This window comes from Burkholderia sp. MSMB1498, from assembly GCF_001526245.1.
Classification (GTDB): domain Bacteria; phylum Pseudomonadota; class Gammaproteobacteria; order Burkholderiales; family Burkholderiaceae; genus Burkholderia; species Burkholderia savannae.
In genome coordinates this window covers 1-13,623 of record NZ_LOYJ01000049.1, presented here as the reverse complement: position 1 = coordinate 13,623, position 13,623 = coordinate 1, and the positions used below count along the sequence as shown (strand labels likewise).

At 67.9% G+C, this 13,623-nt stretch carries 11 protein-coding genes; 2 read left to right on the top strand and 9 right to left on the bottom strand.

The features are described 5' to 3' along the window. Positions 1 to 21: 21 nt before the first annotated feature. The 8 genes from WS91_RS08745 to hpnI form a co-directional block, all read right to left on the bottom strand. Positions 22 to 816, bottom strand: coding sequence for an ABC transporter ATP-binding protein (locus WS91_RS08745; RefSeq protein WP_059670124.1), 795 nt, complete (start codon positions 814 to 816; stop codon positions 22 to 24). Positions 817 to 837: 21 nt separating this feature from the next. Next, positions 838 to 1,551, bottom strand: coding sequence for an ABC transporter permease (locus tag WS91_RS08740; protein ID WP_038751077.1), 714 nt, complete (start codon positions 1,549 to 1,551; stop codon positions 838 to 840). After that, a complete protein-coding gene (locus tag WS91_RS08735) occupies positions 1,548 to 2,237 on the bottom strand; it encodes an ABC transporter permease (RefSeq protein WP_038751079.1) in 690 nt (229 codons plus the stop codon). The genes WS91_RS08740 and WS91_RS08735 overlap by 4 nt, the downstream gene beginning before the upstream one ends. Before the next feature lie 870 nt (positions 2,238 to 3,107). After that, positions 3,108 to 3,668: an outer membrane protein assembly factor BamE domain-containing protein gene (bamE, locus tag WS91_RS08730; RefSeq protein ID WP_038751139.1), complete on the bottom strand. Its 561-nt coding sequence runs from the start codon at positions 3,666 to 3,668 to the stop codon at positions 3,108 to 3,110. A 576-nt stretch (positions 3,669 to 4,244) separates the two neighbouring features. Continuing rightward, a complete protein-coding gene (locus tag WS91_RS08725) occupies positions 4,245 to 5,291 on the bottom strand; it encodes a lysylphosphatidylglycerol synthase domain-containing protein (protein ID WP_038751081.1) in 1,047 nt (348 codons plus the stop codon). Beyond that, positions 5,288 to 6,175, bottom strand: coding sequence for a hopanoid biosynthesis-associated protein HpnK (gene hpnK, locus WS91_RS08720; RefSeq protein WP_059670123.1), 888 nt, complete (start codon positions 6,173 to 6,175; stop codon positions 5,288 to 5,290). The genes WS91_RS08725 and hpnK overlap by 4 nt, the downstream gene beginning before the upstream one ends. Positions 6,176 to 6,178: 3 nt before the next feature. Continuing rightward, on the bottom strand, positions 6,179 to 7,600 hold the full coding sequence (hpnJ, locus tag WS91_RS08715; RefSeq protein WP_038751085.1) for a hopanoid biosynthesis associated radical SAM protein HpnJ: 1,422 nt from the start codon (positions 7,598 to 7,600) through the stop codon (positions 6,179 to 6,181). A 122-nt stretch (positions 7,601 to 7,722) separates the two neighbouring features. Next, complete coding sequence (hpnI, locus tag WS91_RS08710) at positions 7,723 to 8,901, bottom strand: bacteriohopanetetrol glucosamine biosynthesis glycosyltransferase HpnI (RefSeq protein WP_038751087.1); 1,179 nt, start codon at positions 8,899 to 8,901, stop codon at positions 7,723 to 7,725. Between the two features lie 673 nt (positions 8,902 to 9,574). On the opposite strand from hpnI, the gene WS91_RS08705 reads away from it, so the two are divergent. Next, positions 9,575 to 10,585, top strand: a complete 1,011-nt coding sequence (locus tag WS91_RS08705) for an LLM class flavin-dependent oxidoreductase (RefSeq protein WP_038751089.1) — start codon at positions 9,575 to 9,577, stop codon at positions 10,583 to 10,585. 457 nt (positions 10,586 to 11,042) lie between these two features. Here the strand turns inward: WS91_RS08705 and WS91_RS08695 are convergent, their stop codons facing one another. Then, complete coding sequence (locus tag WS91_RS08695; protein WP_442854970.1) at positions 11,043 to 12,269, bottom strand: alpha/beta fold hydrolase; 1,227 nt, start codon at positions 12,267 to 12,269, stop codon at positions 11,043 to 11,045. A gap of 227 nt (positions 12,270 to 12,496) precedes the next feature. Here WS91_RS08695 and pdxY point away from each other — a divergent pair, with 227 nt between their 5' ends. Then, positions 12,497 to 13,360 (top strand): pyridoxal kinase PdxY, encoded by an 864-nt coding sequence (pdxY, locus tag WS91_RS08690; protein ID WP_038751093.1) that lies wholly within the window; start codon positions 12,497 to 12,499, stop codon positions 13,358 to 13,360. Positions 13,361 to 13,623 lie beyond the last annotated feature (263 nt).

Here is a 13,623-nt window from a genome sequence, read left to right as displayed (position 1 = left end):
CACGACCTGCCGCGTCGACCGTTACTTGAGGCTGCCCGACAGGAACTGCCTCAGGCGCTCGCTTTGCGGACGCCCGAGCACGTCGGCCGGATCGCCCTCTTCCTCGGTGCGCCCCTGGTGCAGGAACATCACGTGGTTCGACACGTTGCGCGCAAAGCCCATCTCGTGCGTGACGACGATCATCGTGCGCCCTTCCTCCGCGAGCTTTTGCATCACCTTGAGCACTTCGCCGACGAGCTCCGGGTCGAGCGCCGACGTCGGCTCGTCGAACAGCATCACGTCCGGATGCATCGCGAGCGCGCGCGCAATTGCGACGCGCTGCTGCTGACCGCCCGACAGATGCGACGGATACTGCTTTTCCACGCGCGGCGCGAGGCCCACTTTCTCCAGATATTCGCGCGCGCGCTCCTCGGCCTCGCGCTTCGGAATGCCGAGCACGTGCACCGGCGCCTCCATCACGTTCTCGAGCACGTTCATGTGCGCCCACAGGTTGAAGTGCTGGAACACCATCGCGAGCTTCGTGCGAATCCGCTGCAGCTGCTTGTGATCGGCGACTTCGAGGCTGCCCGCGCGATCGGCCTTCGTGCGCACCGTCTCGCCGTCGACGACGATCTGACCCGCGTTCGGCCGCTCAAGAAAATTGATGCAGCGCAGGAACGTGCTCTTGCCGGAGCCGCTCGCGCCGATGATGCTGATGACGTCACCCGCCTTCGCGTTCAGCGACACGCCCTTGAGCACCTCGTTGTCGCCGTAGCGCTTGTGGATGTCCCGCGCCTCGAGCTTGCACGCGGCGGTCGTGGTCGTGGTCTCTGCCAACTGGCTCTCCCTGGAGTGAAATCAATGACGGCCGGCCGCGAGATACGCGAGCCAGTGGCGCTCGGCCCGACGAAAGGCCGCGACGAGTGCGAACGATACCGCAAGATAGATCAGCGCGGCGATTCCGAACGACTGGAACGCCATGTACGTCGCCGAATTCGCGTCGCGCGCGACCTTCAGGATATCGGGCACGGTCGCCGTGAACGCAACCGTCGTCGCATGCAGCATCAGGATCACTTCGTTGCTGTAAAGCGGCAGCGCGCGGCGCAGCGACGACGGCAGGATCACCCGGCGGTACATCGTGAGCGGGCTCATCCCGTACGCGCGCGCCGCCTCGACCTCGCCGTGCGGGATCGCGCGGATCGCGCCCGCGAAGATCTCGGTCGTGTACGCACAGGTGTTGAGCGCGAACGCGAGGATCGCGCAGTTGAAGCCGCTCCTGAAGAACGCGTCGAGGAACGCATGATCGCGAACGAACGCGAGGCTGTACATCCCGGTGTAGATGAGGAGCAATTGCACGTAGAGCGGCGTGCCGCGAAACACGTACGTGTAGAAGCGCACGGGCGTCGACAGCCAGCGGTTCTTCGACACCCGCGCGACCGCGAGCGGCACCGCGCAGGCAAAGCCGATCGCGAGCGACGCGACGAGCAGCCACAGCGTGACGGCAAGCCCCGACATGCGCTGGCCGTCCCAGTAGAAGAACGCGCGCCCGAATTCCTGGAGAATCTCGATCATAGTTCCGCGTGCCTCACGCCGATGGAATAACGCTTCTCGAGCTGCCTGAGCACGAGATTGGAGACCGTCGTGATCGCGAGATACACGAGCGCCGCGACGAGGATGAAGAAGAACATGTTGAACGTGCTCTTGCCCGCGTCCTGCGCGGCTTTCACGACGTCGGCCAGGCCGATGATCGACACGAGCGCGGTCGCCTTCACGAGCACCTGCCAGTTGTTGCCGATGCCGGGCAGCGCGAAGCGCATCATCTGCGGAAACATGATCCTCACGAACACGCGCATGCCGCTCATCCCGTACGCGCTGCCCGCCTCGAGCTGGCCGCGCGGCACCGAGAGGAACGCGCCGCGAAACGTCTCGGTGAAGTACGCGCCGTAGATGAAGCCGAGCGTCAGCACGCCCGCGACGAACGGGTCGATGTCGATCTGATCCCAGTTCATCAGATCGGTGAACTGGTTCAGCCAGATCTGAATGCTGTAGAACAGCAGCAGCATCAGCACGAGATCGGGCACCGAGCGGATGAGCGTCGTGTAGCCCGTCGCCATCGCGCGCAGCGCGCGATTGTGCGAGAGCTTCGCCACCGCGCCGACGAGGCCGAGCACGATTGCGGCTGCGAGCGACAGCACCGACAGCTCGATCGTCTGCACGGTGCCGGCCCAGATGAGCGGGCCAAAGCCGTATAGAAACACGCTTGTCTCCGTGATCGTGATGGGAGCGGCGCACGGACGGCTGCGCCGGTTTGACGCGGATAGTCGCAAGCGAAAAAAATCGGCTCAAATGGCGGTGGCGCGCAATGCTGCGCCGCAATATCACGGCGACGCCGGCGCGCGGCACGCGCACAGCACTGTTTTAGCGGGGTAAACGTCGGCGGCGGGCATTGCCGGCCGCGCGTCGTGCGCAGCTTTTTTGTAAGTTTCGAGTCGCTTTTGCGATAGGGACGACGGGCGCGGACGGGCGGCCGCAGCGGACGGTTCGCGGCGACGCACGATGATCGGCAGCCGGTTCGCGGGCGTTCGCACCGCTCGCAACCAGTCGGGCACTGTCGGCACTGTCGGCAGCGCCTCGAAGCGCGTCTGAGCGCCTGGAACGGCTCCGGATGGCCTCGAAAGGCGTGAATGACGCGCGCCGACAGCGCCAGTGGTCGTCGGCCGCGCTGCGCGGCATTGACCGGCACGCGCGGCGAAAGCCGCGAGATGACGAGATGGCTCGAGGAAGCGACGACGAAGCGAGGACGAAGCGAGGACGCCGTGAGAAGCCGGCGTCAGCGAGTGCCTGCCGGCGCCGAGGAGAAATCCGACGGCCTGCGAGTCACCCCGAGCGCCGACAGATTTTGCGAGCGCGCTCGCGAGCGTCCGCGATCGGCCAAGCCGCTCATGACGACAACCGGCCATTGCGCCGCAAAGAACCGGCAAGGCGCGGCAGGCGCTCGGGCGCACGCGGCGCACATGCCTGCGTTCGCGTACGCGCAGGCGCGACGGACGAATACGAACCGATTGGGCCACGCGCCGACGCCCCACGGGGCCGGCCGCCCTCGACGCAGCCCCGCCCCGCCTCGACGCTCAGTGCCCCTTCAGGATGTCCGAGCGCGACGTCGTATAGACGAGCCCGTCCGGCCCGAAATGAGCGTTGAAAAACGCATCCTGATTGACGCCGTCCTCGAGCCAGCGCCAGCTCCACACCGTCTCCGGCTTGAGCGGATAGCGCGCGACCTCGGTCGGCTTGCCGAGCAGCCGCCGCACCTCGTCCTCCGACATGCCCGGGCGAACCTTCGCGAAGTTCGCGGCCGTCAGCACCTGCGTCGCGGCGACGAAGCGGCCGTTCGCGTCGATGTCGACCATGTAGGTCTCGTTGCCCATCGGGCCGCGCGGATATTCGAGACGCTTCGAGCCGTCGGTATAGACGCGCTCGGTTTCGGGCCGGCCCATCTGGCCGCGGATCTCGGCCTCCGTCGTCACGCCGGGCGTGAGGCCCTTGAGGAACAGCGGCGCGGGCTTGACCGCGTTGAAGAAATCTTTGAATCGCTGCACGGTCTGCTCGCTTTGCTGGTCGTCGCAGCCGGCGAGCACGAGCGCCGCGCCGAGCATTGCCACGGGAAGGACACGGAATCGGAACATCGTCATCGGGAAATGGCGCGACTTGCGCGTGACATCGAACACGCGCGCAAGCATACCGCACCGCGATCATCGTGCGCGGAAAGCGCGACTCGATGAAGCGCTCGAAGTGTGGTCCGTTTCACCGCGACGCGTCGCTTCTCGCGGCTGCTCACGGCTTCTCGTGGCTTCTCATCGTGTCGCGCCGTGTCGAGACGGCACTCGGCGGCGAGCCGCGGTTGGCAATCGCCCCGGCTTCGCGACGCGAAAGGAGGAGAATCGCAACGCCCCTAGCCGCACGGCCGGACGATCGCCGGCGGAACCGCCGAGCGTGCGCGCGGTCGGCTCCCCTTTGAGCCTTTGAGCCTTTGAGCCTTTGAGCCTTTGAGCCTTTGAGCCTTTGAGCCTTTGAGCCTTTGAGCCTTTGAGCCTTTGAGCCTTTGAGCCTTTGAGCCTTTGAGCCTTTGAGCCTTTGAGCCTTTGAGCCTTTGAGCCTTTGAGCCTTCGTGCCTTCGTGCCTTCGTGCCTTCGTGCCTTCGGACGATCGATTCGGCAGCCCGGCGAGTCAACAGCCGAAAGGAAGCGCCGCGTCGCCCGACCACGCGCTCACAGCAGCGTCTCGACCTCGCGCTCGCGCCGCGCCTCGGCGGCCGCGACGCGGGCCGCGCGCCGCGCGTGGCTGCGAATCCGCCGTCGCGTGCGCGACAGCTCGACGAGCTGCCACGACCCGAGCGCCAGCGCGCCGAACAGCAGCTCGCGCACGCGCTTGACGAGCGCGAGCGACAGCGCCGCCTCGCGATCGACGCCGAACATCTGCGCGAGCAGCACGACGGTCGCCTCCTGGACGCCCAGCCCGCCCGGCACCATGAACGCCGCGTGGCGCACGGCCTGCGTCATCGCCTCGATCGCGATCGCGCCGCCGATCGACACCGGATGGCCGAGCAGTGCGAGCGCCCAGTAAATTTCGAGCGCGCCGACCACGTAGCCGGCGAGCTGCCAGAAGAATGCGCGAAACAAGAGGCCCGCGCGCGACATCAGCGCGTCGATGTCGGCGTCGAGGCGCTTGCCGTCGACGCCTTGCAGCAGCCTGTGCGAATCGCCGAGCAGCCGGCTCGCGAAGCGCTCGATCGCATGGAAGACACCGCCGCGCCGCATCAGCGCGAACGCGAGCACCGGCATCGGCAGCGACAGCACGAGCGCGACGCCGATCGTCTTCGCGCCGACGCTCTGCTGCGTCGCGGCGAGCAGCAGCACGAGGCCGAGCGCGGCGAACGCGTACTGAACGGCGATCGTCACCAGCACCTCGACGATCACCGACGCCGTCACGCGGCTCGCATCGGGCACGCGCCAGCGCGCGAGCCGGATGCCGACGATCTCGCCGCCGACGCCGACGACGGGCAGCAGGCGGTTCACCGCCTCGCGCACGGTCGCGATCCACCAGAGGAACGGCAGCGACGCGCGCTTGTCGAGCAGCAAACGCCAGGCGTGCGCGTCGAGCAGCAGCGGCAGGCCGTGAAACGGCACGAGCCACAGCAGCGCGAAGCCGGCCTGGCCGATCACGCGGACGGCGTCGCCGACGCCCTCGTGCACGACGAGCGCGAGCAGGATCGCGATCCCGATCGGCCAGCCGAGCCATTTGATCCAGCGGATCATGACGGCTGCGCCCCGGTGATCCGCGCGCCGCGCGGCAGGCGCGCACGCGCGCGATCGCCGAACACGTCGGCGAAGCCGCCGCACGCGACGCCCGCCGCCTGCACCGCGGCCGCGACGCGCGGCGACAGGAGCGCGGCGAGCTCGTCGGCCGGCCGGTAATCGCGCATCGACGGCGTGATCGGGCCGTCGCCCGCCTCCGCCGGATGCGAGTAGATCTCGCCGACGCCCGGCGGCAGCTTCGCGAGCGCGTCGAGCAGCACGGCCTCGTCCATCGCGCCCGTGTGCTCGATGCCGACCACGTAGTCGTTGTGCGCGATGCCCGCGCGGTCGAGCCGCGCGCGCACGAGCCCGATCCACGGCTTCAGCCAGAACGGCGTCGACGGCTCGTACGGCAGCCGCATCGCGGAAAGCCCGAATTCGCGGCCGATCTCGACGAGCATCGACAGCACGGTCGGATGCAGATGGAAATGCTTGTGCGTGTTCACGTGATCGAGCGCGAGCCCGGTCGCCGCGAACGCCTCGAACTGCGCGCGGATCTCGCGGCGCAGTTGCGCTCGCACGTGCGGCAGGAAGAAAAAGCGGCAGCCGTCCTTCGCCATCGCGTCGCCGAAACGGCCGTCGGGGCCGACGAGCGCGGGAATCTCGCTTGCGGGCAGCGTCGCCGGCCCATCGGCGAGCACGACGTGCAGGCCGACCGCGAGCGACGGCAGGCACTTCGCGCGCTCGATCGCGTCGCGCGCGGCCGGCGCGCCGACCATCAGGCTCGCGGCCGCGAGCACGCCGTCGCGGTGCGCACGCTCGACGGCGGCATTGACCCGCTCATGCAGGCCGAAATCGTCCGCCGTGAAGATCAGCGCGCGCCGCGCCGCGTCGGAGGCAGCCACCGATTACGCCTCGTGCGCGCGCAGGAAGCGGAAGAATTCGACGCCCTCGCGCAGACGGCGCTTCATCATGTCCCAGCTCGTCAGCATTTCGCGCAGGATCTCCCAGATCTTCGACGGGCGGAAGTAGAACTCGCGGTAGAAATGCTCGAGCTCGTGGTAGATGTCTTCCTTCGACAGGTGCGGATAGCCGATCGCCGCGAGCTGCACGCCTTCCTTGCTGACGAGGTTGATCGTCTTGTTCTCCTCCATCCAGCCGTTCTCGATCGCCTGGTTGTACAGGCGCGTGCCCGGATACGGCGCGGCGAGCGACACCTGGATCGTGTGCGGATTGATTTCCTTCGCGTACTCGATCGTCTTCTTGATCGTTTCCTTCGTCTCGCCCGGCAGGCCGAGGATGAAGGTGCCGTGGATCTTGATGCCGAGCTTCTTGCAATCCTCGTTGAAGCGGCGCGCGATGTCGGTGCGCAAGCCCTTCTTGATGTTCAAGAGGATCTGGTCGTCGCCCGACTCGTAGCCGACGAGCAGCAGGCGCAGCCCGTTTTCCTTCATGATCTTCAGCGTCGAATACGGCACGTTCGCCTTCGCGTTGCACGACCACGTGACGCCGAGCTTGCCGAGCCCGCGCGCGATCTCCTCGACGCGCGGCTTGAAGTCGGTGAAGGTGTCGTCGTCGAACATGATTTCCTTCACTTCCGGCATGTTGTCGCGAATCCACTTCACTTCCGCGAGCACGCTCTCGACCGAGCGCACGCGGTAGCGGTGGCCGCCCACCGTCTGCGGCCACAGGCAGAACGTGCACTTCGAGCGGCAGCCGCGGCCCGTGTAGATCGACACGTACGGGTAGTTCAGATAGCCGATGAAATAGTTGTCGATCTTCAGGTCGCGCTTGTAGACGGGCGCGACGAACGGCAGCTCGTCCATGTTCTCGATCATCGGACGCGCTCCGTTGTGCTCGATCGAGCCGTCCTTCGCGCGGTAGCTCATGCCGAGAATCTCGGCGAAGGGCTTGCCTTCGGCGATATCCTTGCAGGTGTAGTCGAACTCCTCGCGGCACACGAAATCGATCGCTTCCGTCGCGGTGAGCGAGTTGTGCGGATCGACCGCGACCTTCGCGCCGACCATGCCGACGAGCATCGACGGCTTCATCTTCTTCAGGTCTTCCGCGAACATCGCGTCGGTCGGGAACGACGGCGTGCTCGTGTGGATGATCACGAGATCGTAGTCCTTCGCGATCTTGAGCGTGTCTTCGACCGACAGGCTGTCGGCCGGCGCGTCGAGCACGCGGCTGCCCGGCACGAGCGCGGCCGGCTGCGCGAGCCACGTCGGATACCAGAAGGACCGGATCTCGCGCTTTGCCTGATAGCGGGAGCCCGCGCCGCCGTCGAAGCCGTCGTACGACGGTGCCTGCAAGAACAGCGTTTTCATGAATGCTCCGGTAGCCTGCTGCATAGATATCAATTCGTTCCAGTACAAATGTTTCGAAAACCGCGGGCGGCCCGTGGCCGCCCGCGCATCCCGTATATGTGTCGCGCCGTGTCGCGCGCCCTTCAGCGCCCGTCGCCCGCTTCGACGACGGTCGCGCGCGCGTCGCCGCCGACGACCGTCATCCTGGCGCCCCGCCACACGACCTGCGTGCCGAACGCGGCGACGAGCCACTCGAGCGCGAGCAGCGCGTCGCGCACCGGCACGAGCGGCAAATCGTGCCAGAACGCACGCCAGCCGGCCGAGCCGCGCGCATGCAGCGCGAGCCGCGCGAGCGTGCCGATCGCGGCGGCCGCGCCGGCCGTGGCACCCGCCGCCGACGCCGGGCCGAGCCACGCCGCGAGCGCCGCGCCGGCCGCGAGCCACGGCGCGGTGAACGTGATGAACAGGAAAGCGAAACCCGCCGGATTCAGCGAGCGGATCGTGCGCAGCCAGCGCGTCTCGCGCAGCCAGAGCGGCGCGAACGACGGCTCCGCGACGTCGGTCGCCACGTTCACCTCGGAGAGCACCGTGCGCAGCCCGAGCCGACGCGGCAGCTCGGCGAGCCAGTAGTCGTCAGCGAGTTCGTCCTTCAGCGCCTTGAAGCCGCCGATCGCATCGAGCGTCGCGCGCGTCAACGCGAGCGTCGCGCCGAATCCGAAGCGGCTCGACCCGCCGAGGTGGGTGATCCGCACCGACGGCGCGAACCACGCATCGACGAATTGCGCGCCGATCCGCGTCCAGAAGCCGCCGACGCTGCGCGCATGATACAGGCAAGTGACGACGCCCACCGACGCATCGGCGAGCGGCGCGGTCACGCGCGTCAGATAATCGGGTTCGACCGCGATGTCGCTGTCGGCGATCACGATGCGGCCGTGGCGCGCGCGCTCGGCGAGATTGACGAGGTTGCTGACCTTCAGGTTCGAGCCGTACACGCGCGCGTCGATCACGAGCTCGATGTCGCAGTCGGGATAATCGGCCTGCAGCCGCCGCACGACGGCGATGGCCGGATCGGCCGCCGACGCGACGCCGAACAGCAACTGGTAGCGCGGATGCCGCTGCTCGCAGAAGGTCGCGAGATTTTCGTACAGATGCGGCTCCGCCCCGCACAGCGGCTTCAGCACGCTGACGGGCTCGAAGCCGTCGCGCACGGCCGTGCGCGGCGTGCGCGGTGCCGGCGCGAACGCCGCGAGCACCGCATAGCCGCACGATGCGCAGGTGAGCGCGAGCAGCACCCACCCGACGATGGAAAGCGATTCCGTCATGCCGCTCGCCTCCGAACGATCGGACGGCGGGCGAAACGGGGACACGATGCTTCGGCGGGGACGAATTCGAACACGATCCCAACTCCTCTTACTTGCACTTTCAACGACGCGCAACGCACCGGAACCGGCCGTACGGCCGCAATCCCGAGGCTCCTCGTGCGGCTTTTCGCGGCAAGCGCAGGGAGAATTGAACGGAATCCGTGAGCGCGATTGGTGTGTAGGCCGCGAATTTTAGCAGCGACGCGCGGGCAGCGCTTGCCGCGCGTACCGAAAAGCACTGTTTCTGAACGGCAAATCCACGCAGATGCAATCAATTTCCGCGCAATTGCCCTCCTCTTAGCGTAAGCGCTTTGCAGGAAGCACGCTGTCCAAAACGTAAGGGTTTCTGTGGACTTTTGTACCAGATGAAATATTCGAGCCAAATCGTCCCGGATTTCATCAAATTTCTTGCGATTACAGTCTATTACAGAACAATCTTTCGCGCCGCTCCGCGTCAAGTTGACGCCGCGGCTCGCCCCTGACGACGGCAGGGATATCTTTCGGCCGCCGACGCGATCCGGAGCGCTTTGGCACAATCAGCGGCAACTGTTGTGTGCACGCATCACCGGTGGGCCGCGCCGCACGCGCGTCGGCCCATGTTCCGTCCCCCTACGCCATCGGTTCCGCCGTCGCCATGATCCCGTTCTCCGTTCTCGACCTCGCGCCGATTCCCGCCGGCGCCGACGCCGCACAGGCGTTTCGCCATTCCGTCGACCTCGCCCGCCACGCCGAGCGCCTCGGCTATCGCCGCTACTGGCTCGCCGAGCACCACAACATGCCCGGCATCGCGAGCGCCGCGACCGCGGTCGTGATCGGCCACGTCGCGGGCGCGACGCAGACGATCCGCGTCGGCTCGGGCGGCGTGATGCTGCCGAACCACGCGCCGCTCGTGATCGCCGAGCAGTTCGGCACCCTCGCGTCGCTGTACCCCGGGCGCATCGATCTCGGCCTCGGGCGCGCGCCCGGCACCGATCAGACGACGGCCCGCGCGCTGCGGCGCGACCTCATCGGCAGCGCGGATGCGTTCCCGGACGACGTCGTCGAGCTGCAGCGCTACTTCGCCGCGCCCGCCCCGGGCCAGCGCGTGCGCGCGGTGCCGGGCGCCGGCCTGAACGTGCCGATCTGGCTGCTCGGCTCGAGCCTCTTCAGCGCGCAGCTCGCCGCGATGCTCGGCTTGCCGTTCGCGTTCGCGTCGCACTTCGCGCCCGACTACCTGATGCGCGCGCTCGACGTGTACCGCGCGCAGTTCCGGCCGTCCGCGGCGCTCGCGAAGCCGTATGCGATGGTCGGCGTGAACGTGTTCGCCGCCGACACCGACGACGACGCGCGGCGCCTGTTCACGTCTCTGCAGCAGCAGTTCCTGAAGCTGCGGCGCGGCACGCCCGGGCAGTTGCCGCCGCCCGTCGAGTCGCTCGATGCGCTCGGCGCGACCGAGCAGGAGCTCGCGAGCGTCGCGCAGGCGCTGTCGTTCGCGGCGGTCGGCTCGCGCGATACGGTGCGCGAGCGGCTGCGCCGGCTGATCGCGCAGACGGGCGCGGACGAGTTGATCGTCGCCGCGCAGATCTACGATCACGGCGCGCGGGTGCGCTCGTACGAGATCGCCGCGCAGGTGCGCGACGCGCTTCGCGACGAGGTCGCGGGTTGATGGGGAGGGGCGGCGGCGCGATGTCGATGTCGATGTCGATGTCGATGTCGATGGCGATGGCGATGGCGATGGCGATGGCAGCAGCAGCGGCAGCGGCAGAGGTGGCGGTGGCGGTGGCGGTATAGATCTAGATGCGATATCAGCGCCAGCGTCGGCGTCGTCATCGGTAACGTCGCCGCTGACGCAGATGCCGCTATTGCTGCGGATCTTGCTCCGGCTACGCCTACGGATGCGGATGCGGATGCGGATGCGGATGCGGATGCGGCAACGACGATACATCTGTCGGCAACGCGCGTACCTTCTGCGCGAAAATGCCACCAAAGCAGCCGACGAACGACCGCCGAATCCGCCGCGAACGCGATGCGAACAGGACGAGCCACGCGCGCGCCCCGTCCGCCGTCCGCCGTCCGCCGTCCGCCCTGCCCTGCCCTGCCACGCCGCCTTCCGGCGGTCGCGCCTATTCGCTTGGCGCGCGCGCCGCGTGCGCGGGCCTCGCGTCCGCGAGCCCGTCGAGCAGCGCCTTGTGGAAAGTCGGCGGGTCCTGGATCTGCGGCGCGTGGCCGAGCGCCGGAAATTCGTAGAGCACCGCGCCCGGAATCGCCGCCTGCGCGCGCTTCGCGAGCGCCGGATAATGGCCGAGCCTCGCGTGCACGTCGGGCGGCGCGACGTCCTTGCCGATCGCGGTCGTGTCCTTGTCGCCGATGAGGAGCAGCGTCGGCACCGTGATCGCGCCGAATTCGTAGACGACCGGCTGCGTGAGGATCATGTCGTAGACGAGCGCCGAGTTCCACGCGACGGCGTCGCGCCCCGGCCCGCGATACATGCCAGCAAGCATCTGCACCCAGCGCTCGTAGGCGGGCGACCACCCGCCCGCGTAGTACGTGCGCTGCTCGTAGCGGCGAATGCCGTCCGCGGTCGTTTTCAGCTCGCGCGCGTACCAGTAGTCGACTGACAGCGGCGGCACGCCGAGCGCCTTCCAGTCCTCGAGGCCGATCGGGTTGACGAGCACGAGCTGCTGCGTGTCCTTCGGGTACATCAGCGCGTAGCGCACCGCGAGCATGCCGCCCGTCGAGTGACCGACGATCGTCGCCTCCTTCACGCCGATCGATTCGAGCAACGCGTGCGTGTTGTGCGCGAGCTGCTGGAAGCTGTACTGATAGCGCGCGGGTTTCGTCGACTTGCAAAAGCCGATCTGGTCGGGCGCGACGACGCGGTAGCCCGCCTTCGCGAGCACGTCGATCGTCTGCTCCCAGGTGCCCGCGCAGAAGTTCTTCCCGTGCAGCAGCACGACGGTGCGGCCATTCGGGCGCCTGGGGAGCACGTCGAGGTACGCCATCTGCAGCGTTTCGCGCTGCGACGTGAACGCGTAGCGATGCACCGGATACGCATACGCGAAGCCCTCGAGCTCCGTGCCGTACGCCGGGCCGTCGCCCTTCGCGCGCGCGGCGGCGCTCGCCGGCGCGGCGACGGCGGACGCCGCGCCGGCTTGCGGCGTAGCCGAGGTCGCGGCCGAGGTCGTGGCCGATGCGGCGCCCGAAGCCGTGGCCAAAGCAGCGCCCGGGACGACGCCCGCAACGGCCGCCGACGGCGCGGATGCGCGTGCCGACGGCGCGCCCGCGACGACCGGCGTGCTTGCGCACGCCGGCGCTTGCGGCATCGCCGTCACCGCGGCGGCCGCGGACATCGCGGCGAGCCGCGCGAACCGCATTATGCGAATCTGGAACATCATCGAAGCCGAGAAGAGAGAAGGAAACGGCCGGCCGGACATTCGCGCGGGCCGCACGCAATTTTACTTTCGACGGGCTGACGACACCCTCGTTACTGTATTACCAGATGTTTCCGCGAATGCGGAAAAGTCATGTATCGTTCGACGTAGTCCGACGAGCCCGCCGCGCGCAGGCACACTCGATCATGAAAAACGTCCTCAGCATTCAGTCGCACGTCATCTACGGCCATGCGGGCAACAGCGCCGCGGTGTTTCCGATGCAACGGCTCGGCGTCAACGTGTGGCCGCTCAACACCGTGCAGTTGTCGAACCACATGCAGTACGGTCATTGGGCGGGCAGCGCGATCGACGCGGCGAAGATGGAGCAGCTCGTCGACGGCATCGCGGCGATCGGCGCGCTCAAGCGCTGCGACGCGGTCCTCTCGGGCTTCCTCGGCTCGCCCGCGCAGGCGCGCGCGGCCGTCGAGATCGTGCGCACCGTGAAGGCGACGAACCCGAATGCGTGGTACTTCTGCGATCCCGCGATGGGCCAGACGGGCGGCATCCGCCCGGAGCCCGGCGTCGAGGAGTTCATCGTCGCCGAGTTGCCCGAGCTCGCGGACGGCATGGCGCCCAATCACGGCGAACTGCAGAAGCTCGCCGGAAAGCGCGTCGAGACGGTCGCGGAGGCGGTCGACGCGTGCCGCTCGATCATTCGCCGCGGCCCGCAGGTGATCCTCGTCAAGCATCTGCACGACCGCAACAGCCCTGCCGACCGTTTCAACATGCTCGTCGTCACCGAAACCGAAGCGTGGATCGGCCAGCGCCCGCTGTATGCGTTTCCGCGGCATCCGGTCGGCGTCGGCGACCTGACGAGCGCGGTCTTCGTCGCGCGGCGGCTGCGCGGCGACAGCGTGCGCGCCGCGTTCGAGCACACGCTCGCCGCCGTGCATGCGGTCGTGAAGGCGACCTACGACGCGCGGCGCTACGAGCTCGAGCTCGTCGCCGCGCAGGACGAAATCGCGCAGCCGAGCGAGTGGTTCGGCGCCTGGGTCACGGGCGCGGATTGATGCGGCGCGCGCACCCGTCCGCGTGTTGACCCGCACGCTCCGTCGCGCGCTTTTGCACCGGACGCCGCCGCGTGGGGGGTTCTCTCCGCTCTCTCCGCTCTCGCTGTCCTCGCTGTCCTCGCTGTCCTCGCTGTCCTCGCCGTCTCCGCTGTCTCCGCTGTCTCCGCTGTCTCCGCTGTCTCCGCTGTCTCCGCTGTCTCCGCTGTCTCCGCTGTCTCCGCTGTCTCCGCCGTCTCCGCTGTCTCCGCTGTCTCCGCTGTCTC

What these genes read in the sequence shown, in the direction of transcription:
- WS91_RS08740 (WP_038751077.1), bottom strand. Translation starts at nt 1,551, where the DNA reads ATGATCGAGATTCTCCAGGAATTCGGGCGCGCGTTCTTCTACTGGGAC.
- bamE (WP_038751139.1), bottom strand. Translation starts at nt 3,668, where the DNA reads ATGACGATGTTCCGATTCCGTGTCCTTCCCGTGGCAATGCTCGGCGCG.
- WS91_RS08725 (WP_038751081.1), bottom strand. Translation starts at nt 5,291, where the DNA reads ATGATCCGCTGGATCAAATGGCTCGGCTGGCCGATCGGGATCGCGATC.
- hpnJ (WP_038751085.1), bottom strand. Translation starts at nt 7,600, where the DNA reads ATGAAAACGCTGTTCTTGCAGGCACCGTCGTACGACGGCTTCGACGGC.
- hpnI (WP_038751087.1), bottom strand. Translation starts at nt 8,901, where the DNA reads ATGACGGAATCGCTTTCCATCGTCGGGTGGGTGCTGCTCGCGCTCACC.
- WS91_RS08705 (WP_038751089.1), top strand. Translation starts at nt 9,575, where the DNA reads ATGATCCCGTTCTCCGTTCTCGACCTCGCGCCGATTCCCGCCGGCGCC.
- WS91_RS08695 (WP_442854970.1), bottom strand. Translation starts at nt 12,269, where the DNA reads ATGTCCGCGGCCGCCGCGGTGACGGCGATGCCGCAAGCGCCGGCGTGC.
- pdxY (WP_038751093.1), top strand. Translation starts at nt 12,497, where the DNA reads ATGAAAAACGTCCTCAGCATTCAGTCGCACGTCATCTACGGCCATGCG.